This is a genomic window from Ottowia sp., from assembly GCF_046348305.1.
In the GTDB taxonomy this organism is placed as follows: Bacteria; Pseudomonadota; Gammaproteobacteria; order Burkholderiales; family Burkholderiaceae_C; genus Ottowia.
Genome location: NZ_JAXMEM010000003.1, coordinates 81,373 through 107,500, shown reverse-complemented (window position 1 = coordinate 107,500; position 26,128 = coordinate 81,373). Strand labels below are relative to the sequence as shown.

At 66.6% G+C, this 26,128-nt stretch carries 22 protein-coding genes; 6 read left to right on the top strand and 16 right to left on the bottom strand.

Annotation, left to right across the window (positions count from 1 at the left end; all coding sequences use genetic code 11):
* Positions 1 to 2: 2 nt before the first annotated feature.
* Positions 3 to 2,360, bottom strand: a complete 2,358-nt coding sequence (locus tag U1F38_RS00625; RefSeq protein ID WP_409985119.1) for a bifunctional salicylyl-CoA 5-hydroxylase/oxidoreductase — start codon at positions 2,358 to 2,360, stop codon at positions 3 to 5.
* 168 nt (positions 2,361 to 2,528) lie between these two features.
* On the opposite strand from U1F38_RS00625, the gene U1F38_RS00620 reads away from it, so the two are divergent.
* Positions 2,529 to 2,855 carry a DUF1840 domain-containing protein gene (locus tag U1F38_RS00620; RefSeq protein ID WP_409985118.1) on the top strand — a complete coding sequence of 109 codons (327 nt, stop codon included), beginning with the start codon at positions 2,529 to 2,531 and terminating at the stop codon, positions 2,853 to 2,855.
* Between the two features lie 7 nt (positions 2,856 to 2,862).
* On the opposite strand, the gene U1F38_RS00615 is transcribed toward U1F38_RS00620, so the two are convergent.
* The 9 genes from U1F38_RS00615 to U1F38_RS00575 all read right to left on the bottom strand — a co-directional run bounded on the left by U1F38_RS00615 (position 2,863) and on the right by U1F38_RS00575 (position 13,137).
* Positions 2,863 to 3,243, bottom strand: coding sequence for a hypothetical protein (locus U1F38_RS00615; RefSeq protein WP_409985117.1), 381 nt, complete (start codon positions 3,241 to 3,243; stop codon positions 2,863 to 2,865).
* A 19-nt stretch (positions 3,244 to 3,262) separates the two neighbouring features.
* A complete protein-coding gene (locus U1F38_RS00610) occupies positions 3,263 to 4,252 on the bottom strand; it encodes a tripartite tricarboxylate transporter substrate-binding protein (protein WP_409985116.1) in 990 nt (329 codons plus the stop codon).
* Positions 4,253 to 4,369: 117 nt separating this feature from the next.
* Complete coding sequence (locus tag U1F38_RS00605) at positions 4,370 to 5,620, bottom strand: phenylacetate--CoA ligase family protein (RefSeq protein ID WP_409985115.1); 1,251 nt, start codon at positions 5,618 to 5,620, stop codon at positions 4,370 to 4,372.
* Between the two features lie 399 nt (positions 5,621 to 6,019).
* Positions 6,020 to 6,829 (bottom strand): ABC transporter ATP-binding protein, encoded by an 810-nt coding sequence (locus tag U1F38_RS00600; RefSeq protein WP_409985114.1) that lies wholly within the window; start codon positions 6,827 to 6,829, stop codon positions 6,020 to 6,022.
* Between the two features lie 61 nt (positions 6,830 to 6,890).
* Positions 6,891 to 8,222 (bottom strand): ABC transporter substrate-binding protein, encoded by a 1,332-nt coding sequence (locus U1F38_RS00595; RefSeq protein ID WP_409985113.1) that lies wholly within the window; start codon positions 8,220 to 8,222, stop codon positions 6,891 to 6,893.
* Between the two features lie 31 nt (positions 8,223 to 8,253).
* Positions 8,254 to 9,330 carry a branched-chain amino acid ABC transporter permease gene (locus U1F38_RS00590; protein ID WP_409985112.1) on the bottom strand — a complete coding sequence of 359 codons (1,077 nt, stop codon included), beginning with the start codon at positions 9,328 to 9,330 and terminating at the stop codon, positions 8,254 to 8,256.
* 67 nt (positions 9,331 to 9,397) lie between these two features.
* The gene (locus U1F38_RS00585; RefSeq protein ID WP_409985111.1) at positions 9,398 to 10,327 is read right to left on the bottom strand and encodes a branched-chain amino acid ABC transporter permease; all 930 of its coding nucleotides are present in this window, start codon (positions 10,325 to 10,327) and stop codon (positions 9,398 to 9,400) included.
* Between the two features lie 9 nt (positions 10,328 to 10,336).
* Complete coding sequence (locus U1F38_RS00580; RefSeq protein ID WP_409985110.1) at positions 10,337 to 11,191, bottom strand: ABC transporter ATP-binding protein; 855 nt, start codon at positions 11,189 to 11,191, stop codon at positions 10,337 to 10,339.
* Positions 11,188 to 13,137: an AMP-dependent synthetase/ligase gene (locus U1F38_RS00575; protein ID WP_409985109.1), complete on the bottom strand. Its 1,950-nt coding sequence runs from the start codon at positions 13,135 to 13,137 to the stop codon at positions 11,188 to 11,190. The genes U1F38_RS00580 and U1F38_RS00575 overlap by 4 nt, the downstream gene beginning before the upstream one ends.
* A gap of 139 nt (positions 13,138 to 13,276) precedes the next feature.
* Between U1F38_RS00575 and U1F38_RS00570 the strand changes: the two genes are divergently transcribed.
* Positions 13,277 to 13,984 (top strand): Crp/Fnr family transcriptional regulator, encoded by a 708-nt coding sequence (locus U1F38_RS00570; RefSeq protein WP_409985108.1) that lies wholly within the window; start codon positions 13,277 to 13,279, stop codon positions 13,982 to 13,984.
* A gap of 86 nt (positions 13,985 to 14,070) precedes the next feature.
* Complete coding sequence (locus U1F38_RS00565; protein WP_409985107.1) at positions 14,071 to 14,907, top strand: pseudouridine synthase; 837 nt, start codon at positions 14,071 to 14,073, stop codon at positions 14,905 to 14,907.
* A gap of 49 nt (positions 14,908 to 14,956) precedes the next feature.
* On the opposite strand, the gene U1F38_RS00560 is transcribed toward U1F38_RS00565, so the two are convergent.
* The gene (locus U1F38_RS00560) at positions 14,957 to 15,874 is read right to left on the bottom strand and encodes a sulfurtransferase (protein ID WP_409985106.1); all 918 of its coding nucleotides are present in this window, start codon (positions 15,872 to 15,874) and stop codon (positions 14,957 to 14,959) included.
* Positions 15,875 to 16,136: 262 nt separating this feature from the next.
* Between U1F38_RS00560 and htpG the strand changes: the two genes are divergently transcribed.
* On the top strand, positions 16,137 to 18,101 hold the full coding sequence (gene htpG, locus U1F38_RS00555) for a molecular chaperone HtpG (RefSeq protein ID WP_409985105.1): 1,965 nt from the start codon (positions 16,137 to 16,139) through the stop codon (positions 18,099 to 18,101).
* 64 nt (positions 18,102 to 18,165) lie between these two features.
* On the opposite strand, the gene U1F38_RS00550 is transcribed toward htpG, so the two are convergent.
* Complete coding sequence (locus tag U1F38_RS00550) at positions 18,166 to 19,854, bottom strand: MFS transporter (protein WP_409985104.1); 1,689 nt, start codon at positions 19,852 to 19,854, stop codon at positions 18,166 to 18,168.
* Positions 19,855 to 20,263: 409 nt separating this feature from the next.
* Between U1F38_RS00550 and U1F38_RS00545 the strand changes: the two genes are divergently transcribed.
* Both U1F38_RS00545 and U1F38_RS00540 read left to right on the top strand, forming a co-directional pair.
* Positions 20,264 to 20,572: a DUF485 domain-containing protein gene (locus tag U1F38_RS00545; protein ID WP_409985103.1), complete on the top strand. Its 309-nt coding sequence runs from the start codon at positions 20,264 to 20,266 to the stop codon at positions 20,570 to 20,572.
* Positions 20,569 to 22,296 carry a cation acetate symporter gene (locus U1F38_RS00540; protein ID WP_409985102.1) on the top strand — a complete coding sequence of 576 codons (1,728 nt, stop codon included), beginning with the start codon at positions 20,569 to 20,571 and terminating at the stop codon, positions 22,294 to 22,296. Before U1F38_RS00545 ends, U1F38_RS00540 begins: the two co-directional genes overlap by 4 nt.
* Positions 22,297 to 22,347: 51 nt before the next feature.
* Here the strand turns inward: U1F38_RS00540 and U1F38_RS00535 are convergent, their stop codons facing one another.
* Genes U1F38_RS00535 through U1F38_RS00520 form a run of 4 tightly spaced genes read right to left on the bottom strand, consistent with a single transcriptional unit; the run spans position 22,348 to position 26,068 of the window.
* Positions 22,348 to 23,535 carry a glycosyltransferase gene (locus U1F38_RS00535; protein ID WP_409985101.1) on the bottom strand — a complete coding sequence of 396 codons (1,188 nt, stop codon included), beginning with the start codon at positions 23,533 to 23,535 and terminating at the stop codon, positions 22,348 to 22,350.
* Positions 23,536 to 23,593: 58 nt separating this feature from the next.
* Positions 23,594 to 24,877, bottom strand: a complete 1,284-nt coding sequence (locus U1F38_RS00530) for an O-antigen ligase family protein (protein WP_409985100.1) — start codon at positions 24,875 to 24,877, stop codon at positions 23,594 to 23,596.
* A gap of 11 nt (positions 24,878 to 24,888) precedes the next feature.
* A complete protein-coding gene (locus U1F38_RS00525; protein ID WP_409985099.1) occupies positions 24,889 to 25,113 on the bottom strand; it encodes a zinc-finger domain-containing protein in 225 nt (74 codons plus the stop codon).
* Positions 25,114 to 25,129: 16 nt separating this feature from the next.
* On the bottom strand, positions 25,130 to 26,068 hold the full coding sequence (locus U1F38_RS00520; RefSeq protein ID WP_409985098.1) for a branched-chain amino acid transaminase: 939 nt from the start codon (positions 26,066 to 26,068) through the stop codon (positions 25,130 to 25,132).
* Positions 26,069 to 26,128: the final 60 nt, after the last annotated feature.

The following is a 26,128-nucleotide window of genomic DNA, read 5'->3' as shown; positions in this document are numbered from 1 at the left end:
CGTCACGCCGCTCCGTGCATGGCGGCCTGCGCGATCTGCGCGGCCACCTGAGCCTTTTCGCGCTCGAACAGCGCCTCCAGTTGGCGCTTGCCCTGGTAGTAGGGCTTGGGCCAGGCGATGGGCGTGTAGCCGATCCTGGCGGCCTCGGTCAAGGTCCAGGCCGGGTTGGCCAGGTGCGGGCGCGCAATGGCGCACAGGTCGGCCCGGCCGGCCGCGATGATGCTGTTGACATGGTCGGCCTCGGTGATCGCCCCCACGGCCATGGTGGCGATGCCGGCCTCCTGGCGCACGCGGTCGGCAAAGGGCGTTTGCCACATGCGGCCGTACACCGGCTTTTCGTCCTTGCTGACCTGGCCGGCCGAGCAGTCCACCAGGTCGGCGCCGGCGGCCTTGAAGGCCCTGGCGATCTCCACCGCGTCGGCCGGGGTGATGCCGCCTTCCACCCAGTCGGTGGCCGAGATGCGCACCGACATGGGCTTGTCCTGGGGCCAGACGGCGCGCATGGCCTTGAACACCTCGATGGGATAGCGCAGGCGGTTTTGAAGGCTGCCGCCGTATTCGTCGGTGCGCTTGTTGGTCAGCGGCGAGATGAATTCGGACAGCAAATAGCCGTGGGCGCAGTGCAGCTCCAGCCAGTCGGCGCCGATGTCCTTGCAGTCCTGGGTGGCCTCGACGAAGCGCTGCTTGAGCTGCTGCATTTCGTCCTTGGAAATTTCCCTGGACACCTGGCTCACGCCGGGCAGGTATTGCTGCCTGGATGCGCCCACGATGGGCCAGTTGCCCGATTCGAGCGGCAGGTCGGTGCCGTCCCAGGCCACGCGCGTGGAGGCCTTGGAGCCGGCGTGGCCGAGTTGCATGGCGAACTTGGCGTCGGAATGCGCGTGAATCCAGTCGGCAATGCGCTTCCACCCCGCCTTTTGCTCGGCGTTGTACAGGCCGGGGCAGCCGGGGGTGATGCGGCCTTCGGGCGTGATGCAGGTCATCTCGGCAAACACCATGCCGGCGCCGCCCATGGCGCGCGCGCCCAGGTGCACCAGGTGGTAGTCGGCGGGCAGGCCGTCGACGCAGGAGTATTGCGCCATGGGCGAGACGACGACGCGGTTCTTCAGCGTGAGGCCGCGCACGGTGAACGGCGTGAACATGGGCGGCGGCGGGGTTTGATCGTCGGCCACCGTCAAGCCATCACGGCGTGCCAGCCAGCGCTCGTAGCCTTCCAGCCAGGCCTTGTCGCGCAGGCGCAGGTTCTCGTGACTGATGCGCTGGCTGCGCGTGAGCATGGAATACATGAACTGCGGCGGCTCCAGCTGGTCGCAATAGCGCTCGCCGCAGACCTCGAACCATTCCATGGCGTTCCAGGCGGCGTTTTGCAGGCGCAGCGCCTCGATGCTGCGGTCGGCCTGGTATTGCGTGAGCACTTCTTCGATCTTGTCGGCACCGTCACCCAGCTCGATGAACTTGCGCGTGAGGTCGATCGCGTCTTCCAGCGCCAGCTTGGTGCCCGAGCCGATGGCGAAGTGCGCCGTGTGCACGGCGTCGCCCAGCAGCACCACGTGCGCGCCGTTCTTGTTTTTGAACCACCAGTTGTCGCACTTGACGCGGGTAAAGTTGATCCAGGCCGAGCCGCGCAGGTGGCGCGCGTTGCTCATCAGCTTTTCGCCCTGCAGGTTGCTGGCGAAAAGCTTTTCGCAGAAGGCAATCGACTCGTCGGGCCCGGCCTTGTCCAGGCCGTGTGCCTTCCACACATGCTCGGGGCATTCGACGATGAAGGTCGATGTTTCCTCGTCGAACTTGTAGATATGCGCCTGAAACCAGCCGTGCTCGGTTTTCTGGAAATCAAAGGTGAAGGCGTCGTACTGGCGTTTGGTGCCCAGCCAGATGAAGCGGTTGGGGCGCACCGCCAGCTCGGGCTTGAAGGTGTCCGCGTGCAGCGTGCGAATCTTGGAATTGATGCCGTCGCTGGCGATGATCAGGTCGGCATCCGGGAAGTCCAGATCGGAGTCGACCTCGGTCTCGAACACGAGCTTGACGCCCAGCTCTTCACAACGCGCCTGCAGGATGTTGAGCAGCTTCTTGCGTCCGATGCCGACAAAGCCGTGGCCGCCCGAGCGGATGACCTCGCCCTTGAACAGCAGCTCGATGTCGTCCCAGTGGTTGAAGGCCTGCTGAATGGTGTCGGCCGTGGGCTTGTCCCACTGGCGCATGTTGTCCATGGTGGCGTCGGAGAACACGACGCCCCAGCCGAAGGTGTCGTAAGGCTTGTTGCGCTCGACCACGGTGATGTCGTGCGCGGGATTGCGCTGCTTCATCAACAGGGCAAAGTACAGGCCGCCGGGGCCGCCACCGATGCACACGATCTTCATGCGATTCTCCTGGATTCCGGGTCGTCAATTTAGATGTGGATAATTTACATCTAAATTAAATTTCGTCAAGGGATATCGTTCAGTCGTCGCCCTAGGGATTTACCCGAACGAGAAGACCTCGTCCAGAATGGGCATACTTCAAGCCTTGGCACTTTCGGGACGCTGACCATGCTGTACAAATTCAAATCCAAGGCCACGGCCGACCTCGTCATGTTGCAACCCAACGCCGAGGAGCTGCTGCGCATCATCGGCAAGCCGGCTGGCCCGTCCGGCATCATCACGGCGGCGCAGGCGGGCGTCGCGATTGCGGCGCTGAAAGCGGAGATTCAGCGCCGCGAAGCGCTGCGCGAAGCACCCCCACCCGCCAACGCGGACGACGAACCGGGCGATGCGGCCAAGGACGAGGCCGTGTCCCTGCGCCACCGCGCCACGCCCTTCATGGACATGCTGGCGCAAAGCAGCGCGGCGGGCAAGGACGTGGTCTGGGGCGTGTAGCGCCCGCCTACGCGACGGCGCGCAGCGCGTCGATCAGGGCCGCGCAGGTTTGACCCGCCGTTGCGCCCAGGCCCGCCGCCAGGGCATTGCAATGGCTGATCACGCCCTCCTCCAGCGTGCTGTGCGCCTCGCCGATGCGCGCGCTGTCGTGCGCCACGGTGCAAGCCGCGATGCCATGCGACTGCAAGAACGGCAGCGCCGCCAGGCCCGCGGCGTCCTTGCCCACGCCGGCGTCGTTGAAGACGGCGATCAGCGGCCGGGCGGCCAGCGCGTAGCGCGCCGAGCTGATGCCGCCGTGCGAGCCGCTGACGGCCACGCAACCGGCGTCCACGCCCGGTGCAAGCTCGGTGATCGAATCCACCCGGCGCAGGCGCGGCCTGGCGTCCACGCGGCGGCTCCGGCGGGGGTCAGTCGGCGTATTGGCCGGCTGCCTTGATGACCGGGCCCCACTTGGCGATCTCGGACATCACGAACTTCTTGTGGCCGGCGGAGGTGGCGCGGTCGTCGTGCACGACCACGGCGCCCAGGCTTTCTTCCTTCTTGACAAACTCCGGGTCCTTGAGCGCCACCTGCAGCGCATCGTTGACCGCCTTGACCACGGTCGCCGGCGTGCCCTTGGGGGCGTACAGGCCGTGCCAGATGGAGACGTTGAAGCCCTTCAGGCCCGCCTCGTCCAGCGTGGGCAGGTCCTTGTAGACGGCGGGCACGGTGATGCGCTTGGCGGTGCTGACGGCGTAGGCCTTGATCCGCTTGCCCTCGATCTGGCTGGTGGTGTTGGTGGTCTGGTCGCACATGACGTCCACCTGGCCGCCCATCAGGTCGGTCATGGCCGGTGCCGTGCCCTTGTACGGCACGGTGGTCAGTTCGGTCTGCAAGGCTTGCTGCAGCATCAGGCCGCACAGGTGCGATGCGGCGCCCAAGCCGGCGTTGGCCAGGTTGGCCTTGCCCTTGTTCTCGACCAGCCAGGTCTTGAGCTCGCCCCAGTTGTTGGCCGCCAGTGAGGGCTTGCCCACCACCACCATGGGCACCTCGTTGATCAGGCCGGCAAACTCGAACTCGTCCACCTTGTAGGGCAGCTTGCGGTAGAGCGCCGGCGTGGTGGCGATGCCGATGTGCGTGACCAGCAGGGTGTAGCCGTCGGGGTTGGCGCGAAACACCTTGGCCGTGCCGATGGTGCTGCCGGCGCCGGCCGAGTTGTCGATCACGATGGTGGCGCCGCCCAGGGGCTTGCGCAACGCTTCGGCCAAATCGCGCGCCACCTTGTCGGTGGGGCCGCCGGCGGCAAAGGGCACGACGATGGTGATGGTCTTGCCCGCGCCCGGGAAGTCGGCGGCCTGGGCGCCAAAGGCCAGGGTGGCAGCGGCAAGCGCCAGGCTGAGCTTGAAACAACAAGTCATGGGGATGGCTCCTGGTGAGTCATGAAAAATTGGATTAGACCGTGAAAATCCGGCCCATCCGGCTTGCGCGCTTCAGGGAATTCCCGCAACGCGGGGACGTCGCTTGAGATGGGTCAACTATTGATAGCTGCGTGCGTCCTCGATCACCTTGCCGTCGTTGGGCAGGCTGCCGGGGGCCACCAGCTCGACCTCGCCACGCAGCTTGGTGACGTCGCGCACCGCGTCGGCCAGCCGCTCGGCCAGGCCGGGGGCCGATACGGCCTCGATGAGCCATTTCATGTGGTCGTTGGCCATGGCGCCGCTGACCACCAGGCGCGCGCGCGCCACTTCGGGAAAGCGTTTGACGACCTCGGCCACCTGGCCCGGATGCACGAACATGCCGCGCACCTTGGTGGTCTGGTCGGCGCGGCCCAGCCAGCCCCTGATGCGGGTGTTGCTGCGGCCGGTCGGGCAGGCGCCGGGCAGCACCGCCGACAGATCGCCGGTACCAAAGCGCACCAGCGGGTACACCGGGTTGAGCACGGTGACCACGATCTCGCCCACCTCGCCCTCGGGCAAGGGGTCGCCCGTGCCGGGACGCACGATCTCCAGGATCACGCCCTCGTCCAGCACCAGGCCTTCGCGTGCGGTGGTCTCGTAGGCGATCAGGCCGCAGTCGGCCGTGGCGTAGGTCTGGCAGGCCGCCACGCCGTGCTGGGCAAACCAGTCGCGCAGCGAGGGCGGGCAGGCCTCGCCGCTGACCACGGCCTTGCGCAAGCTGCGGATGTCGGCGCCCGACTCCTGCGCCTTCTCGATCAGGATGCGCAGGAAGCTGGGCGTGCCCAGGTAGCCGTCGGGGCGCAGCTCGGCGATGGCCTGCAACTGCTGCTCGGTCTGCCCCGTGCCGGCCGGAAACACCGTGCAGCCCAGCGCCAGCGCGCCAGCCTCGACGATGAAGGCGCCGGGCGTCATGTGGTAGCTGAAGGCGTTGTGCGCCAGCTCGCCGGCGCGAAAGCCGGCGGCGTGCAGCGCGCGCGCGGTGCGCCAGTAGTCGCCTGCGTCGCCCTCGGGCTCATAGATCGGCCCCGGACTGGCGTACACGCGCCGCATGCCCGCGCCGCGCACCACGGTGGCAAAGCCGCCAAAGGCATCGCCCCCGGCCGCGCGTGCAGCCTGCTGGCGCGCCAGCAGCTCGCTCTTGCGCGTGACGGGCAGGCGCGCCAGCGCGGCGCGCGAAGTGACGGCTGCGGCATCGACGCCGGCCAGAATCTCGGCAAACGCTGCACTGCGCGCTTGCGCATGGGCGACGTGGCGCGCCAGCGCGGCCATCAGCGCGGCTTCGCGCTCGGCAGGTGCGCGCGTTTCCAGCGCGTCGAAAAATTCACTCATGGCATCGTCCTTGCTGGCGATTACTCTCAATTCAGTAGCTGTTTGCGCTTATCACACGGGCGCCATCGATGGATTCAGTTCAAAAATTTGCCTTGCTTCATCGCGCGCCGCCAGCCCTGTCTTGCAGACCGCGGAGCCGCCAGAGGCGACTCCTCTTCAGGCTGTCCGGACTCGCGCGGGCGAGTCCAGAGCCGCAGCCCTCAGCCCCAACCCTCTCCCAGAGGGAGAGGGAGAACAACCGGGATACCCCGTCTGCGGCCACGCGGCCTCATGGATCATTCCTGGCGCGGCATTGAAAAGCACAACAGAAAACCTTTTGGCTGTTCCTTTTTGCGTCCTCTGCGAATCCTTTGCGTCCTCTGCGTTCGGCTGTTCGGCTGTTCCGCTGTTCGGTCACCCTCAAGCCAGCCAGCGCTTGCGCCGCTTGTAGCTCTTGACGTCGCGAAAGCTCTTGCGCTCGGCCCCGCCGACGCCCAGATAGAACTCCTTCACGTCCTCGTTGCTGGCCAGCTCCGCGGCCTTGCCGTCCATCACCACGCGCCCGCTTTCCATGATGTAGCCGTAGTCGGCGTACTTCAGCGCCATGTTGGTGTTCTGCTCGGCCACCAGGAAGGTGACTTGCTCCTTCCCGTTGAGGTCGCGCACGATGTTGAACACCTCCTCGACCAGTTGCGGCGCCAGGCCCATCGAGGGTTCGTCCAGCAGCACCAGCTTGGGGTTGGTCATCAGCGCGCGGCCGATGGCGCACATCTGCTGCTCGCCGCCCGAGGTGTAGGCGGCCTGACTGGTGCGGCGCGTCTTCAGGCGCGGGAAGTAGGTGTAGACCTTGTCCAGGTTGGCGGCAATCTCGCCCTTGTCGCGGCGGGTGTAGGCGCCGGTCAGCAGGTTTTCCTCGATGGTGAGGTGGGCAAAGCAGTGGCGGCCTTCCATCACCTGCACCACGCCGCGCTGCACCAGCTCGGCGGGGCTGAGGTTTTCGATGCGCTCGCCCAGGTACTCGATGCTGCCCTTGGTGACCTCGCCGCGCTCGCCGCGCAGCAGGTTGGAGATGGCGCGCAGCGTGGTTGTCTTGCCCGCGCCGTTGCCACCCAGGATGGCGACGATGCCGCCTTCGGGCACGGCGAGCGAGACGCCCTTGAGCACCAGGATCACGTGGTTGTAGATGACCTCGATGCCGTTGACGTTGAGGATGATCTTGGCTTGGCTCATGGCGCTTGAACGGTCGGGCGACAACGCCTGGCGGCAGAAGCTGCCGCCAGGCCCTGCAGCGTCACTTTTCGCAATCCGCGGCGTCGCGCGGGGTGAGCTTCTTCTCGGCCGCGTACTTGGCCGCGTGGCTCTTGATCATCGGGTTGAGGATCTGCTCGTCGGCCTGGATCCAGTCGCTGGAGATCTTCCACTGCTTGCCGTCCCAGGTCTCGATGCGTGCCCAGTACGAGCCCATGTGGTCCTTGCACGAAGTGGACAGCGGCCGCAGCACGCCGCCAAAGCCCAGCGCATCCAGCTTGGCCTGCGTGAGGTTGAGGTTTTCCAGGCCCCAGCGCACCTGGTCGCCGTTCATCACCTTGCCCTTGCCGAAGCGCTCCTGCGCGGCGCGGATGCCTTCGACCACCACCATCGAGCTCATGGCACCGCGCAGCCACAGCACGTCGCCCACCTCGTCCTTGCTGGCCGCCGTGCCCTTGCCCTTGGCATAGAGCTTTTCAACGGCCTCCTTGGCCACCTTGGCGTTGTGGTCGGCGCTGTTTTGCAGCGCCACCGCGTTGTAGCCCTTGGCCGCCTCGCCGACGTCGCGCGTGTCGGGCTCGGCGCCGGCCCACCAGCTGCCATACATCTTGTCGCGCGGGTAGCCGGTGGCCTGCGCTTCCTTGAGGGCGGTGGAGTTCATCACGCCAAAGCCCCACAAGATGACGTAGTCGGGCCGGTCCTTGCGCACCTGCAGCCAGGTCGCCTTCTGCTCCACGCCGGGCGCGGCCACGGGCAGCAACTGCAAGTCGAAGCCCTGCATCTTGGCGCGCTCTTGCAGCAGCGGGATGGGCTCCTTGCCGTAGGGGCTGTCGTGGTAGATCAGCGCGATCTTCTTGCCCTTGAGCTTGTCCAGCCCGCCCTCGCGCTTGCCGATGGCCTGGACGATGGCATCGGCGCCCACCCAGTAGTTGCCGGCCAGCGGGAAGTTCCACTTGAAAATCAGCCCGTCGGCGCTTTCGCTGCGCCCGTAGCCCAGCGTGACCAGCGAGATCTTGTCGGTGGGGGCCTTCTCGGTCAGCGCGAAGGTGGCGCCGGTGGACCACGGCTGCACCACGGTGGCGCCGCCGTTCTTGTTCTTCAGGCGCTCGTAGCACTCCACGCTGCGGGCGGTGTCGTACTGGGTCTCGCACTCCTCGATCAAGAGCTTGACGCCGTTGATGCCGCCGCGCTCGTTGACCAGCTTGAGGTAGTCCACGATGCCGTCGGCGATCGGCACGCCGTTGGGCGCGTAGGGCCCGGTGCGGTAGGACAGCACCGGCATGTACTGCTGGGCCTGCGCCCACGCGCCGGTTGCAGTCAGTGCGCCGCCGGCAGCCACCACGGCGCAGGCCAAAGCCAGATTCAGTCGTTTCATGCTTGTCTCCTTGGTTGGTTCACGTGAAAAATCAATGGGGGAAAGGCCAGAGCCTCAATTTCTGCTTGCCGGTGGACCACAGCTTGGCCAGACCGTGCGGCTCGACGATGAGGAACCAGACGATCAGCGCGCCAAAGATCATCAGTTCGGCGTGCGAGGCGGCGGTGGTGGTGATCTGGTGGCCGAACAGGCCGGCGATGCGCGGCAGCCCCTGGTTGAGCGCAATGGGCAGCACGACGATGAAGGCGGCGCCAAAAAATGCGCCCATGATCGAGCCCAGCCCGCCGATGATGACCATGAACAGCAGCTTGAGCGAGATGTCCAGCGAGAAGGCGCTGGGCTCCCACGCGCCCAGGTAGAAGAAGCCCCACAGCGCGCCGGCCAGGCCGATGATGAAGCTGCTGACGGCAAAGGCGCTGAGCTTGGCGTACATCGGGCGGATGCCGATCACGGCGGCGGCCACGTCCATGTCGCGAATGGCCATCCACTCGCGCCCGATCGCGCCGCGCACCAGGTTCTTGGCCGCCAGCGCCACCAGCGCCAGCACCACCAGGCAGAACAGATACTTGGCCACGTCGCTCTCCAGCGACAGGCCGAACAGGGTGAGGTCGGGCACCGCCACCGAGCCCGAGGCGTTGTCCAGCGTGAACCACTTGATGCGCAGAAACATCCAGTCGGCAAAGAACTGCGCCGCCAGCGTGGCCACCGCCAGGTACAGGCCCTTGACGCGCAGGCTGGGCAGCCCGAACAGGATGCCGAACAGCATGGCGCACACGCCGCCCAGGATCAGCGCCACCACCAGCGGCACGCCGGGCACGCGCATGATGATGTTGTAAGCGCCGTAGGCGCCCACCGCCATGAAGGCGCCCGAGCCCAGCGAGATCTGCCCGCAGTAGCCGATGAGGATGTTCACCCCCAGCGCGGCCAGCGACATGATGACGAAGGGGATCAGGATGGCCGAGAACAGGTAGCTGCTGGCCGTCAGCGGCACCACCACGAAAGCCACGACCAGCAGCAGGGCGATGGCCACGCGATCCTGGCGGATCGGGAAGATCTGCTGGTCAGCGCGGTAGCTGGTCTTGAACTGGCCGTTTTCGCGGTAGAACATGGCGTTTTTTAATCAAATGGGCCAGATGCCGGCGTGAACAAATCGCTTGCAGCTATTGAATTGATAGTTAAACACGATCAATTATTTTTTCGCCAAACAGGCCCTGCGGCCGCACCAGCAGCACCACCAGCGCCAGCACGTAGGCAAACCAGATTTCGATGCCGCCGCCGACAAAGGGGCCCAGATAGACCTCGGACAACTTCTCGCCCACGCCGATGATGAGACCGCCCAGAATGGCGCCCGGCACCGACGTGAGCCCACCCAGGATGACCACCGGCAGCGCGCGCAGCGCCAGCGTGGCCAGCGAGAACTGCACGCCCAGCTTGCTGCCCCACACCATGCCGGCCACCAGCGCGGCCACGCCGGCCACGCACCACACGATGACCCAGATGCGCGCCAGCGGAATGCCCACCGACTGCGCGGCCTGGTGGTCGTCGGCCACGGCGCGCAGCGCGCGGCCGGTGGTGGTCTTTTGAAAGAACAGCGCCAGCACCACCACCAGCGCGGCGGCGATGCCGGCGGAGATCAGATCGTCGGGGTTGATCAGCACCCCGCCCTCGAACAGCTTGTCCAGCACGAAGATCGGGTCCTTGGGCATGCCGATGTCGATCTTGTAGATGTCGCTGCCAAACAGCGACTGACCCACGCCCTCCAGAAAATAGGCGATGCCCAGCGTGGCCATCAGCAACGTGGTCTCGGCCTGGTTGACCAGGTGGCGCAGCACCAGGCGCTCGATCAGCCAGGCGACGGCAAACATGATCAGCGCCGCGCCGATGAAGGCCAGCACGTTGGCCACGATCTTGTTGTCCAGGCCGGTCCACAGCGGAATCCACTCGGACAGCCGCGCCATCGCCAGCGCCGCGAACAGCACCATCACGCCCTGCGCGAAGTTGAACACGCTGGAGGCCTTGAAGATCAGCACGAAGCCCAGCGCCACCAGCGCGTAGAGCATGCCGGTCATCAGGCCGCCGATGAAGGTTTCGAGGAAAAATCCCATGCCCTGCCCTCAGTGCCCCGCGCCCAGATAGGCGCGGATCACGTCTTCGTTGTTGCGCACCTCGTCCGGCGTCCCATCGCCGATCTTCTTGCCGTAGTCCAGCACCACCACGCGGTCGCTGATGTCCATCACCACGCCCATGTCGTGCTCGATCAGCACGATCGTCGTCCCGAACTCGTCGTTGACGTCCAGGATGAAGCGGCTCATGTCCTGCTTCTCCTCGACGTTCATGCCGGCCATGGGTTCATCCAGCAGCAGCACCTGCGGCTCCATGGCCAGGGCGCGGCCCAGGTCCACGCGCTTTTGCAGGCCGTAGGGCAACTGGCCCACGGGGGTTTTGCGGTGCGCCTGGATTTCGAGGAAGTCGATGATGTGCTCGACGAACTCGCGGTGCGCGATCTCCTCGCGTTCGGCCGGGCCGATGCGCAGCGCCTGCTGGAAGATGTTGCTCCTGATCTTGAGGTTGCGCCCGGACATGATGTTGTCCAGCACGCTCATGCCCTTGAACAGCGCCAGGTTCTGGAAGGTGCGCGCCACGCCCATCTCGGCCACCTGGCGCGAGTTCATGTGGCTGAAGGTGCGGCCGCGAAAGGTGATCGAGCCTTCGCTGGGCGTGTACACGCCGTTGATGCAGTTGAGCATCGACGACTTGCCCGCGCCATTGGGGCCGATGATGGCGCGGATTTCGTGCTCGCGCACGTTGAAGCTGATGTCGGTGAGTGCCTTCACGCCGCCAAAGCGCAGGCTGATGTTCTTCACGTCGAGGATGACCTCGCCGATTTTTCGGGCATCATTCGGCGCCGCAGCGCCCGCCAGTCCTGCGACGGCAGCTGCGGTTTCAGGAGCAATCACGGCGTCGTTCATGCCGCCTTCCTGACCGCCGCAAAGCGCTTGGCGTCCAGCATCCTGAGCGTGGCCGACACCGCGCCGGCGCGCCCGTCCTCGAACTTGACCGCGGTCTCGATGAACTGCTCGGCGCGACCAGCGTACAGCGCGTCGATCAGCACGGCGTATTTCTCGGCCACGAAGCCACGGCGCACCTTGCGCGTGCGCGTGAGCTCGTCGTCGTCCGGGTCCAGCTCCTTGTGCAGCACCAGAAAGCGCGCGATCTGGGTGTCCTGCATGCCCTCCTCGCCCGCCAGCTCGGCGTTCACCTTCTCGACGCACTCCTGCATCATGGTCAGCACGTCGGGTTTGCCGGCCAGATCGACGTAGCCCGCATAGGGCAGGCCCTTGCGCTCGGCCCAGTTGCCGACGGCGTCGAAGTCGATGTTCAGAAACGCGCAGACCCGATCGCGCCCGTCGCCAAAGCACACCGCCTCCTTGATCTGCGGGAAGAACTTGAGCTTGTTCTCGATGTAGTTGGGCGCGAACATGGCGCCGCCGGTGAGCCGGCCCACATCCTTGGCGCGATCGATGATGCGCAGGTGCCCGTCGGCGTCGATCACGCCGGCGTCGCCGGTGTGAAAAAAGCCCTCGGCATCCAGCACCTCGGCGGTGGCCTCGGGGCGCTTGTAGTACTCGGTCAGCAGCGAGTGGCTGCGCACCAGCACCTCGCCGCCATCGGCAATCTTGAGCTCCACGCCGGGCGCAGCCTGGCCCACGGTGTCGAGCTTGACCTGACCATCCTTTTGCAGGCACACGTAGGCGCAGGTCTCGGTCTGGCCATACAGCTGCTTGAGGTTGACGCCGATGGAGCGGAAGAACCGGAACAGGTCGGGCCCGATCGCCGCGCCGGCGGTGTAAGCCACGCGAATGCGCGACAGCCCCATGGCATTCTTCAGCGGCCCGTACACCAGCAGATTGCCCAGGCCGTACGACAGGCGATCACCCAGGGCCACCGGCTTGCCCACCAGGACGTCGGCGCCGACGCGGCGGGCCACCTCCATGAACTTGCGGTGCATCCACTGCTTGATGGGCGCGGCGTCTTCCATGCGGATGGACACCGAGGTCAGCATGCCCTCGAACACGCGCGGCGGCGCGAAGTAATAGGTGGGGCCGATCTCGCGCATGTCGATGGCCACGGTCTCGGCACTTTCGGGGCAATTGATGGTGAAGCCCGCCACCAGCCACTGCGCCACCGAAAACAGAAAGTCGCCCGCCCAGGCTGGCGGCAGGTAGGACAGCACGTTGTCCGCGCCGCTGAGCTTGTCGACGGCCACCCCGCCCTCGGCCGCGGCAATGTAGGCCTGGTGCGTCTGGCACACGCCCTTGGGCCGGCTGGTGGTGCCCGAGGTGTAGAGGATGATGGCCGTGTCCCCGGGCTTGACGCGCGCGATCTGCTGCTCGAAGTAGTCCGGATGCTGCTGTTCGAACTGGCGGCCCAGCGCCATCAGGTCCTGCACGCTGATCAGGCCGGCGTCGCGGTAGTTGCGCAGGCCGCGCGGATCGTCGTAGATGATGTGGGCCAGGCCCGGCACGGCGGCATCGCCCTCGCCGGCGCGCAGCTCCAGCAGCTTGTCCACCTGCTCCTGGTCCTCGGCAAAGGCAAAGTGCGCCTCGGTTTCGCGCAGCACGAAGGCCATCTCGGCGGCCACCGCGTCCTGGTACATGGGCACCGGCACGCCACCCAGCGACTGCACCGAAACGAACATCAGATAAAGCAGCGGCCGGTTGTCGCCGACCACCGCCAGGTTCTGCCCCGCCCCAAAGCCCAAGGACGCCAGGCCCAGCGCCATGTGGCGCGTGTCGTCCAGCGCGCGCTGCCAGCTCCAGGTCTGCCAGATGCCGAACTCTTTCTCGCGCAGCGCCGGCGCCTGCGGGCGCTGGCGGGCGTGTTGCTGCAACAACTGGGGAAAGGTCGCCGTCATGGGCGGGGGTCTCCTTGCACGGGGGGCCCGGGCGCACGGCCAAGGCTCGAACTTGATGCGAATCGTAAATCGATGCTTTGACGTCTTGTTGTCGTTTGGACGACAATTGATGCCCAATTCGATCAGGTTTTTCCCGAACATGAATGCCGGATCCTCCCTGCATGAGCGGCGTCGCCTGCTCACCGAAAGCGAGTTGCAGGCCGTCCCCTGGCTGGCGCACCTGCTGCCCGACGAACGCGACCGCATCGTGCCCGAGCTGCGCGTGAGCGAGGCCGCGCCGGGCGACCTGGTGTGCCGCATCGGACGGCCCGTGACCTACTGGTTCGGCATCATCGATGGCCTGCTGAAAATGAATACCGTGACCGACGACGGCCGCGCCATCACTTACTCGGGCCTGGCAGCGGGCGGCTGGTTCGGCGAAGGCACGGTGCTCAAGCGCGAAAGCTACCGCTACAACATCCAGGCGCTGCGCAAGAGCCGCGTGGCCGGCCTGCCGGTGGACACCTTTCACTGGCTGCTGGACCACTCCATCGGCTTCAACCGCTTCGTGATGAACCAGCTCAACGAGCGGCTGGGCCAGTTCATCGTCGCGCTGGAAGTGGGCCGCGCCGCCAGCCCGGAGCAGCGCGTGGCGCGCAACCTGGCGGCGCTGGTCAACCCGGTGCTGTTTCCGGGCGTGGGCGAGGTGCTGCGCATCACCCAGCAGGAGCTGGCCTACCTGGTCGGCCTGTCGCGCCAGCGCGTGAACGAGGCGCTGGCCGCGCTGCAGGCGCGCGGCGTGCTGCGCATCGAATACGGCGGGCTGCGCATCGTGCAGGCGCAGGCGCTGCGCCGCGCGGACTTTTGACGGCGCACATCCTTCAGTCAAGAATAAAATCAGGCTCTGGCGCTTGAGTCATCGGCGCAAGCAGCTATCAATACAGAAGCATCGTCATGCCCGACTCCCCTGCACCCGCGCCGCGCTGGCGCCGCGCCCCCGCGCCCGCCGCGGGCAAGCCGACGCCTGCGGACGGCGCATCGCCGGTGCGCCTGAACAAGCGCCTGGCCGACATGGGACTGTGCTCGCGCCGCGAGGCCGACGAGTGGATCGAGCGCGGCTGGGTGCGCGTGAACGGCCAGGTGGCGCCGATGGGCCTGAAGGTGCTGGCGGCCGACCACGTCACGGTCGATCGCCAGGCCGATGCCGCGCAGGCGCAGCGCGTCACCATCCTGCTGCACAAGCCCGTGGGTTACGTCAGCGGCCAGGCCGAGGACGGCCACCTGCCGGCGGTGACGCTGATCCACGCGCAAAGCCACTGGCGGGGCGATGCATCACGCACGCGCTTTGCCCCGGCGCAACTGCGCGGCCTGGCGCCGGCCGGCCGGCTGGACATCGACTCGGTGGGCCTGCTGGTGCTGACGCAGGACGGCCGCGTGGCGCGCCAGTTGATCGGCGAAGACTCGACGGTGGACAAGGAATACCTGGTGCGCGTGAGTTTTGGCGAAGTGGCCGTCAACGTGCAGGCCGCCTTCCCGCCCGCGCAGCTGGCGCGCCTGCGCCACGGCCTGAGTCTGGACGGCCAGCCGCTGAAGCCCGCGCAGGTGGACTGGCAAAACCCCGAGCAACTGCGCTTTGTGCTGAACGAGGGCAAGAAGCGCCAGATCCGACGCATGTGCGAGCAGGTCGGCCTGCACGTCACCGGCCTCAAGCGCGTGCGCATCGGGCGCGTGCAGCTGGGGCAGTTGCCGGTGGGGCAGTGGCGGTATCTGGGGCCGGGCGAGACGTTCTGACGAGCGCCAGCCGTGGCCAGGGCCGCCCGCTACCCTCCGAAGCCGGCTCTCATTTCCTCGTCGCGGCCAGTTCCTTCTCCAGCGTGTCGATGCGCTTTTGCATCGCCGCGATGCGCCCGTTGAGCGCGCCCACGTTGAAGATGGTTTCGTTGGCCGCCGGTGCATCCAGCTTGTTGCCATAGCCCAGCCAGGACGAGTCATACACCTTGACGTTCCTGAAGCCCAGCTGCTCCAGCACGCCGGCGGTCTCGCTGGCGCGCGCGCCGGATTGGCAATACACGACGGTCTCCTTGTTGGGGTCCAGCTTGGCATACAGGGCTTGCAGCTCGGGCGTGGGCTTGAGCGACATGCCGCGGCTGTCGCCCACGGTTTTTTGCGCCAGTTTCTGCAAGGTCTCGGGGTCGCTCCAGTTCATCTCGTAGGGGATGTTGACCGCGCCCGGGATGTGGCCGCCGCGCAGCGCGCGGATGTCGGCGCCGGCAAATTCCTTGGGCGTGCGCGCATCGACGATCTGCACGTCCTTGTTGCCCACGCGTGCCAACACCTCCTGCGTGCTGACGGCGACCGCCGCGTTGGGCGCCAGCGCGAGCGCGATGGGCGTGGCCTTGGCCGCGCCCGCCTCCACCGGCAGGCCGGCGGCCTGCCAGCCCTCGATGCCCTCGTGATAGACGGTGACCCTGGTGCCGCCGAAGTAGCGCAAGGCGTAGCGGCCGAAATAGGCGTTCCAGGTGCCGCGGCTGCCATACACGACGGTCTCCCGCCCGGGGTCGATGCCGGCCGCGCCCAGGATCTTGGCGACCTCCTCGGTCGGCAAGAAGTCCTCCGCGTTGGCGTCGCGCAGCACGGCGGCTGCATCACCGGCCGACAGCGCACCGGGCAGGTGGGCCTTGGCGAAGTCCTTGTCTGGGCGCACGTCCCACACCTGCACGGAGCGCTTGAGGGCGTCCTGCACTTGCGCCGTGTCCACAATCACTTGCGCATGCGCGAGGCTGGCAAGGCACCACATGGCCACAGCCAAGCCACCAGCACGAATGCAATGAGTACGCATGGGAGCTCCTCGATCAAGGGATGGAATGGTTTGAGAGCCGCAGCATATCGATTTTCGGCCGCACCATCCATGGCTCGACACAGCCTCTTGAAAGCCTTGGCAATGACCATAATTGTCGGTTTTGCCTGCCCGTGAACGCAGGCCTTCCCTTGATTCCAGGCACTCGCATCACCATTCACCCATGACCCAACAATCCCACGCCTTCCAGGCCGAAGTCGCCCAGCTGCTGCACCTGGTCACGCATTCGCTGTACTCCAACAAGGAAATTTTCCTGCGCGAGCTGATCTCCAACGCCTCGGACGCCTGCGACAAGCTGCGCTTCGAGGCGCTGGCCGATGCGTCGCTGTACGGCGATCAGCCCGAGCTGCGCGTGCGCATTGCGTTTGACAAGGCGGCCAAGACCCTGACGGTGACCGACACCGGCATCGGCATGAGCCAGGACGAGGCCATTGCCCATCTGGGTACCATCGCCAAGAGCGGCACGCGCGAGTTCATGAGCCGGCTGTCGGGCGACCAGAAAGCCGACGCGCAGCTGATCGGCCAGTTCGGCGTGGGTTTTTACTCGGGCTTCATCGTGGCCGACCGCATCACCGTCGAATCGCGCCGCGCCGGCCTGCCGCCCGAGCAGGGCGTGCGCTGGAGCAGCGAGGGCAGCGGCAACTTCGCGGTCGAGACCATCACGCGAGCCGAGCGCGGCACCAGCGTGACCCTGCATCTGCGCGACGATGCGCTGGAATATGCCGACGGCTGGCGCATCAAGGAACTCATCAACAAGTACTCCGACCACATCGCCCTGCCCATCCAGATGGAGGGCGAGAAATGGGAAGAAGGCAAGCAAGAAGGCCAGCCCGGCCAGATGGTGAAAACCGGCGACTGGGAAACCGTGAACCAGGCCACCGCCCTGTGGACGCGGCCCAAGAAGGACATCACCGACGAGCAGTACACCCAGTTCTACGAGCAGATCGCGCACGACTGGCAGCCGCCCCTGGCGTGGACGCACAACCGCGTGGAAGGCGCCACCGAATACACGCAACTGCTGTATGTGCCCAGCCACGCGCCCTTCGACCTGTGGGACCGCGAGAAGAAGGCCGGCGTCAAGCTCTACGTCAAGCGCGTGTTCATCATGGACGAGGCCGAGCAGCTGCTGCCGCGCTACCTGCGCTTCGTCAAGGGCGTGGTCGATTCGGCCGACTTGCCGCTCAACGTCAGCCGCGAGCTGCTGCAGGAAAGCCGCGACGTGCGCGCCATCCGCGAAGGCAATACCCGCCGCGTGCTGGCGCTGCTGGAAGACCTGGCCAAGGCCGAAGCCGCCGCGCCCGCCGACGCAGCCCAGGTCAGCGACGTGCAGGACAAGAACGAGGCCGCCGACAAGCCCGCGCCCGCGCCAGACAACAAGTACGCCACGTTCTGGCGCGAGTTCGGCGCGGTGCTGAAGGAAGGCCTGGGTGAAGACACCGCCAACCGCGAGCGCATCGCCAAGCTGCTGCGCTATGCCAGCACCACGACCGACGCCGTCACGGTCTCGCTGCCCGAGTACAAGGCGCGCATGAAGGAAGGCCAGAAGGCCATCTACTACATCACCGCCGACACCCTGGCCGCCGCCAAGAACAGCCCGCAGATCGAGGTGTTCCGCAAGAAGGGCATCGAGGTGCTCCTGATGAGCGACCGCGTGGACGAGTGGTCGCTGTCCTTCCTGCGCGAGTTCGAGGGCACGCCGCTGCAGTCGGTGGCCAAGGGCGCGGTCGATCTGGGCGACTTGCAGGACGAAGCCGAGAAGAAGGCGGCCGAGCAAGCCGCCGAAGCCGTCAAGCCGCTGATCGACCAGTTGAAGGAGGCACTGAAGGACAGCGTGGAGGACGTGCGCGTCACCACGCGCCTGGTCGATTCACCCGCCTGCCTGGTGGTCAAGGACGCCGGCATGAGCCTGCAGTTCGAGCGCCTGATGCGCCAGGCCGGCCAGAGCGTGCCCACCACCAAGCCGGTGCTGGAGATCAACCCCGAACACGCACTGGTGAAGAAGCTCGATGGCAATCCGCACTTCGACGACCTGGCCCACATCCTGTTCGACCAGGCGCTGCTGGCCGAAGGTGGACTGCCGGCCGACCCGGCCGCCTATGTGCGCCGCGTGAATGCGCTGCTGGTCTGAGCCACGACGTCCTCGAGAAAAGCCGCGCCGAGGCGCGGTTTTTTTGCGGGCGGCTTGGGCGACTTCAGCGACTGGCGTAGATGTCCACGTCCTTGGACTCGCGGAAGAACAGCATGCCGATGACGAAGGTGCCGGCGGCGATCACGATGGGATACCACAGGCCGTGGTACATGTTGCCGTTGGCGGCCACCATGGCAAACGAGATGGTGGGCAACATGCCGCCAAACCAGCCGTTGCCGATGTGGTAGGGCAAGCTCATCGAGGTGTACCGGATGCGGGTGGGAAACAGCTCGACCAGCGCCGCCGCGATGGGCCCGTAGACCATGGTCACGAAAATCACCAGCACCACCAGGATCAGCACCATCAGCGGCTTGTTCATCTTGGCCGGGTCGGCCCGGGCGGGGTAACCGGCCTCCTTCAACGCGGCGCTCACCTCCTTCTTGAAGGCGGCGATGGCGGCGGCGCTCTCGGCGTCGAACTTGTGGTTGACCACGCGCCCATCGGGTGCGGTGATCAGCCGATCGCCAATCTTGACGGTGGCCGGCCCCCGACCGACGGCGTTCGTGTAGCTGACCGAGTTTTGCGCCAGAAAGCGCTTGGCGATGTCGCAGGAGCTGCGAAAGTCGATGTCGCGCGCGACCGGGTTGCCGCCGAACGAGCAGCCGCGCCGGCTCGCTGTCACCACCACCTCATTGTTCTTCTGCGCCAACGCCAGGTCGGGGTTGGCGGCCGAGGTCAGCGCGCTGAACAGCGGAAAGTAGGTCAGCACCGCCAACAGCAAGCCGGCCATGATGATGGGTTTGCGTCCGATGCGATCCGACAGCGTACCGAAAACCACGAAGAACGGCGTGCCGATGAGCAGCGCGATGGCGATCAGGATGTTGGCCGTGGTGGCGTCCACCTTCAGCACGTTGGTCAGAAAGAACAGCGAGTAGAACTGGCCCGTGTACCAGACCACCGCCTGCCCCGCCACCAGGCCGAACAGCGCGATCAGCACGATCTTCAGGTTCTTCCAGTGGCCGAAGGACTCGGTCAGCGGGGCCCGGGACGTGCGCCCCTCGGCCTTCATCTTCTGGAACGCGGGCGACTCGTTCATCGACAGCCGAATCCACACCGAAATCACCAGTAGCGCGATCGAGACGATGAAAGGCACGCGCCAGCCCCAATCGTTGAAAGCCTCCTCGCTCATCAGGTTGCGCACGCCCAGAATCACCAGCAGCGACAAGAACAGCCCCAGCGTGGCCGTGGTCTGGATCCAGGCCGTGTAGGCCCCGCGCTTGCCGTTGGGCGCGTGCTCGGCCACATAGGTGGCCGCGCCGCCGTACTCGCCACCCAGCGCCAGGCCCTGCAGCATGCGCAGCACGATCAGCACGATGGGCGCCAGCACGCCGATGCTGGCGTAGGTGGGCAACACGCCCACCACGAAGGTGGACAGGCCCATGATGACGATGGTGATCAGGAAGGTGTACTTGCGCCCGATCATGTCGCCCAGGCGGCCAAACACCAGCGCGCCAAACGGCCGCACGATGAAACCCGCCGCAAAGGCCAGCAGCGCAAAGATGAAGGCCGAGGTGGGCTCCAGCCCCGCAAAGAACTGCTTGGCGATGATGGCCGCCAGCGATCCGTACAGGTAGAAGTCATACCACTCGAACACGGTGCCCAGCGAGGACGCAAAGATGACCTTTCGCTCCTCCGGCGTCATCGGCCGCGCGGCGACCGGGGGTGCGCCCTTGGCGGCAAGAGTGGTTGGCATGGACGTTGTCTCCTCGACGGATTGTGAACGGGGCGGGAAGCTGCACGCCACCCGCAGATCTGCACGATGCCGGCGCCGTACGACCGATTCATGACGAAGCGGCTGACACCTCAGCCCGAAATTTCGTCCGCAGGAGAACGCTCACATCGATAGGATCTATTAGAAACCAATGTTTCTGTTTTGTGTCAAAACGTTGAACTTTTAAGGGAAACCACCTAGGAAATTGCTTTTTTTTCCCCACGAGCACCGAACCACGCCAAAGCCACTTTCCGGGTCATGGCGCCTCATTTGCAACCGCATGTCAGGGCTGTGCGCTTGTTAGTCTGGTGTCAGCCAGCGCAGAAACAATCCGGGCCGGCCCCAAGGCCAATCAACCGAATCAAGGGCTTCGCGGCCCGAGGAGACACGCATGCAAGACCCCATGGTCGAGCGGATTGCCCGCAATCCCAAATACCAGCAGCTCAAGGCCACGCGCAATCGCCTGGGCTGGACGCTCACGATCCTGATGCTGATCGTGTATTACGGCTACATCGGCCTGATCGCCTTCGACAAGGAGCTGCTGGCCACGCCCATCGGTGCCGGCGTGACCACGCTGGGCATCCCGATCGGCCTGGCGGTGATCGTGTTCACCGTCATCATCACCGGCATCTACGTGCGCCGCGCCAACAACGAATTCGACGCCGCGACCCGCGACATCCTGAAGGACGCCACGAAATGAAGCGCACGCACAACTTCCTCGCGGCCGCTGCACTGCTGGGCGCCAGCGGCGCCGCCCTGGCCGCCGGCGGCGACCTGGGCGAGACCGCCAAGCAGTCGACCAACTGGATCGCCATCATCATGTTCACGGTGTTCGTGGCGGCCACGCTGTGGATCACCAAGTGGGCGGCGGGCCGCACCAAGTCGGCGGCCGACTTCTACACCGCCGGCGGCGGCATCACGGGCTTTCAAAACGGTCTGGCGATTGCCGGCGACTACATGTCGGCCGCGTCCTTCCTGGGCATTTCGGCGGCCGTCATGGCCACGGGCTACGACGGGCTGATCTACTCCATCGGCTTTCTGGTGGGCTGGCCGATCCTCACCTTTTTGCTGGCCGAGCGGCTGCGCAATCTGGGCAAGTTCACCTTTGCCGACGTGGCCGGCTACCGCTTTGCGCAAACGCCGTTTCGCATCTTCGCGGCCTGCGGCACGCTGGTGGTGGTGGCGTTCTACCTGATCGCGCAGATGGTGGGCGCGGGGCAATTGATCAAGCTGCTGTTCGGCCTGGACTACTGGATCGCCGTGGTGCTGGTGGGCGTTCTGATGATGGTGTATGTGCTGTTCGGCGGCATGACGGCCACCACCTGGGTGCAGATCATCAAGGCCTGCCTGCTGCTGGCCGGCGTGACCTTCATGGCTTTCATGGTGCTGGCCAAATACGGCTTCAGCCCCGAGGCGCTGTTTGCCGACGGCGTGCGCATCAAGACGCAGATCGCGCAAAATGGCGACGCCGCGCCCGACCTGGCGGCCAAGCTGGGGCTGGCCATCATGGGGCCGGGCGGCTTCATCAAGGACCCGATTTCGGCCATCAGCTTCGGCATGGCGCTGATGTTCGGCACGCTGGGGCTGCCGCACATCCTGATGCGCTTCTTCACCGTGCCCGACGCCAAGGAAGCGCGCAAGAGCGTGCTGTGGGCCACCACCTGGATCGGCTACTTCTACATCGTGATCTTCATCATCGGCTTTGGCGCCATCACCATGGTGCTGTCCAACCCCGAGATGTCCGACACCGCCAAGGGCGTGATCAAGGGCGGCGCGGGCACGGCCAACATGGCGGCGGTGCTGGTGGCCAAGAGCGTGGGCGGCAACGTGTTCTACGGCTTCATCTCGGCCGTGGCCTTCGCCACCATCCTGGCGGTGGTGGCGGGGCTGACGCTGTCGGGCGCCTCGGCCGTCTCGCACGACCTGTACGCTACCGTCATCAAGAAGGGCAAGGCCGACAGCGCGTCGGAGCTGCGCGTCTCGCGCCTGACCACGCTGACGCTGGGCGTGGTGGCGGTGCTGCTGGGCATCGTGTTCGAGAAGCAGAACATCGCGTTCATGGTGTCGCTGGCCTTTGCCGTGGCTGCCTCCGCCAACCTGCCGCCGCTGATGCTGTCGGTGCTGTGGAAGGACTGCACCACCAAGGGAGCGGTCATTGGCGGCTTCCTGGGCCTGATCTCCTCGGTGGTGCTCACGGTGGTGTCGCCCGCGGTGTGGGAAGCCACGCTGGGCAACCCCAAGGGCAGCGCCTGGTTCCCGTACTCGTCGCCGGCGCTGTTCTCGATGACCATCGGCTTCGTGGGCGTGTGGCTGTTCTCGGTGCTCGACCGCAGCAGCCAGGCCGCCCAGGAGCGTGCGGCCTTTGCGGCGCAGCAGGTGCGCTCGGAGACCGGTCTCGGTGCCTCGAAGGCATCGTCGCATTGAGACGGCGAGCGCCGCGCGGCGCGCAAAAGAGGGCCTGCGGGCCCTCTTTTTTTATCCAAAAGCAGCGGATGAATGCGCTTGCGGGTCAGGGCGCGCCGGAGGGTTCGTTCCAACCTTCTCGGTCGGGGGGTGGCTGAACAGCTCCAGGTACTGCCGTCGCATGCGCCGGCGGTCAAAGGCGGCGCGCGCGTGCAGCTGGCCGGCCGCAGCCACGCGCGCGGTGCCGGCCGAATCCTGCAAACACCGTGCCAGCGTTTGCGCCAGCCCCTGTGCGTCTTCGTGCGGCACCAGAAACCCGGTCTCGCCGTGCGTCAGCACTTCCTGCACGCCCTCCACGTCGCTGCCGATGCCGCAGCAACCCGAGACCATGCCTTCGATCAGGCCCAGGCCCAAACCCTCGTAATGGGTGGACAGGACGCACAGCTTGACGCGGCCCAGCAGCTCGGGCATGTCGCTCACGTGGCCCAGAAAGCGCACCTGCTCCTGCACACCCAGCTCGCGCGCCAGCCTTTCGGCGCGCGCGCGCCAGCTCGACTTGCCCTCGCCCGCCAGGTACACCACGGGGCGCAGGCCCTGCGCGGCCAGCAGGGCGGTGGCGCGGATCAGCGTGAAGTGGTCTTTCTGCGCGGCAAAGCGCGCCGGCATGACGATCGCGTCCTCGCGCTCGTCCCAGGGGCGTCCTTGCGTCCAGCGCCCCAGCTCGATGCCGTTGACCACCACCGTGCAGCGCTCGGCCGGGTGGCCCAGCCGCACCAGCGCGTCGCGCACCGCCTGCGACACGGCGATGATGCGCTCGGTGCGCTTCGCCAGCCGCAACGACTGGCGCAGGCGCCAGAAGCCGTAGTTCTCGCGCGTGTTGTGCTCCACCTGGATCAGACGCGGCACGCCCGCGCGCAGGCCCGCGTAGCGACCCCACAGGTGCTCGCTGAAGCCGTGCGCCACCAGCACGTCGGGCTGCCAGTCGCGGCAAATGCGCGCCAGTGCCCATATGGTGACGGTGTGCGACCAGCGCGGCACCACCTCGACGAGCAGGCCACGCTCGCGCAATTCGCGCACGCGCGGCGCCGGATCGACCGACGCGCGGCGGCGCAACACCAGCATGGTTTGCTGCCCGGGCTGCTCGCCGCACAGGTCGATGGCCACCTGCGTGGCGCCCGAGAAACCACCCGAGACGAAGTGCAGCACGCGCAGCGGACGCGCCGCGGCGGGTGCGGCTGAAGAAGGCGGGCTGGCGTTCACTGGACGACCCTCCGCGCTGCGCGCTGCGGGCTTCGCGCTTGGGAGCGGCCCGGCGCGCTCATGCCGTGACCCCGGCGCTCGCCCGTGCCGGGCGCGGCGTGCAGACCGACAGGTACAGCGAAACGCACAGCAGGTACATCATGTTGCCGTTGTTGTGGGCAAACATGACCTGGGTCATGCCGAAGCCCGCAAGGCCGAGCACGGTGATCAGGCCGCACAGGGCCGCCGCATGGCAGGCCGGCGCATCGGGCGGCGCCAGGCCGTCAGCCCCGGACCGCAGGCGGCGCCAGAACAGCAGGCCCGGCACGGCGTAGAACAGCAGCAGCCCCGCCACGCCCAGCAGGCCGCGCTTGGCAAACATGTCCAGCCATTCGTTGTGCGCGTGGTTGAACAGCACCGCTTGCGGCGGCATGTCGCCGCGGTCCACCGCCGCGCGCTGGCGCTGCTCGTAGCCGCTTTGACCGACGCCGACCCAGGGCTGGGCCAGGCCGTCGGCCCAGGCCTGCCGCCAGAAGGCCAGGCGCAGGCCGATGGAGGAGTCGTCCTGCCGCTGCTCCTGCCGCTGGTATTCGTCGGCCGCTTTTTCGGCACGCTTTTGCACGCCCGGCAGCAAGGCCAGCAGGACGCACACGCCGACCGTCACCAGCAGCGCGCGCCACCCTCGGTGTGCGGGGGGCGGGCCGTCATGCACCGGCCGGCTCAACCACAGGCCGAGCAGCAGCAGCAGCGGCAGCGTGATCCAGCCGCCGCGGCTGCCCGAGGCCACGCTGGCCAGCAGGCCGCACGCCGCCCCCAGGGCTCCGACGGCGCGCTCGCGCGGCACGCGCGTGTGCAGGGCCCAGATGCCCGCCTGCAGGCCCAGCAGCAGCGCCAGGTTGCCGAACTGGATGGCGTTGGTGAAGCCCTGTGCCCGGTCGAGGTGCTGCACCTGCAGTTGCCACAGCGCCGTCAGCCCGGCCCCGACGGCTCCCAGCGCACTGCCCCAGCGCAGGGCGCCGGCGTGCGGCGGCTGCGCCAGCAGGGCCGGGATGAGCAACAGGACCAGCAGGTATTTGAGACAGCGGTCCAGGCCCAGGGTGCTGGTGACGAGCCGGCCGTTGGCGTCGGTGATGTGCATGGACCAGACCAGACCCATGACCAGCACCGAGCCGGCCCACAGCGCCATCGGCCGCGACCAGCGAATGCGCCCGGTCAGCACGCCCGGCCAGCGCGCCAGGCCCAGCAACAGCAGCAGCACGGCGCCCGGCGCAAAGCCCGAGGGCACGGACAGGGCCAGGGCCAGCAGAAGAAACGCGGCAACGTCTGTCCAGGCCCCGGAGGAGGACAGTCGGCGCAAATTCATAGGCCGGGCGATCAGTGATGCACGTGCGCGTGCTCGTGCACCAGCGTCTGCTCGGGGGTGACGTGGTACTCGGTGCCGCAGTAGGGACACTTGGCCTGGCCGGCGGCGTTGAACTTGAGGAACACCCGCGGGTGGGTGTTCCACAGCTTCATGTCGGCCTTGGGGTTGGGGCAGAAGATCTCGCCGTCGGGCGTCAGATCCTTGGATTGCAATTCGATCACGGGCGCGGGTTTCATGGTGCGGGCTCCCCGGTCAGACCTTGGCCAGCCAGTGGGCGTACTTGGCGTTGCGGCCGTTCACGATGTCGAAGAAGGCGCTCTGGATTTTCTCGGTCACGGGGCCGCGCTGGCCGGCGCCGATCTGGATGCGGTCGTACTCGCGGATGGGCGTGACCTCGGCTGCGGTGCCGCTGAAGAACATCTCGTCGGCGATGTAGCACTCGTCGCGCGTGATGCGCTTTTGCACCAGCGGGATGCCCAGGTCCTGGCAGATGTGCAGCACGGTGTTGCGCGTGATGCCGTTGAGCGCGCCGGCCGACAGATCGGGCGTGTAGACCGTGCCGTCCTTGACGATGAACAGGTTCTCGCCCGAGCCTTCGCTGACGAAGCCGCTGGTGTCCAGCAGCACGGCCTCGTCGTAGCCCTCGTCCGTGGCTTCCATGTTGGCCAGGATCGAGTTGGTGTAGTTGCTGACCGTCTTGGCCTGCGTCATGGTGATGTTGACGTGGTGGCGCGCGTAGCTGCTGGTGCGCACGCGGATGCCGCGCTTCATGCCGTCCTCGCCCAGGTACGCACCCCAGGACCAGGCCGCCACCATCACGTGGATGCTGTTGCCCTTGGGCGAGACGCCCAGCTTTTCGGAGCCGATCCACACCAGCGGGCGCAGATAGCAGCTCTTCAGGCCGTTGGCGCGCACCACTTCCTTTTGCGCGGCGTTGAGCTGCTCGGCGGAAAAGGGCACCTTCATGCGCAGGATCTTGCTGCTGTTGAGCAGGCGCTGGGTGTGGTCCTCCAGGCGAAACACCGCCGTGCCGGCCGCGGTTTCGTAGGCGCGCACGCCCTCGAAGGCGCCACAGCCGTAGTGCAGCGTGTGGGTCAGCACGTGGATCTTGGCGTCGCGCCAGTCCACCAGCTGGCCGTCCAGCCAGATCTTGCCGTCGCGGTCGTCGAGCGCGGGTGCGGGAGAGCTCATGATTCGGGTGCCTGAAAAGTGCGTTGGAGATCGGCGCCGCCAGCCGGGGCGCCGCGCCGC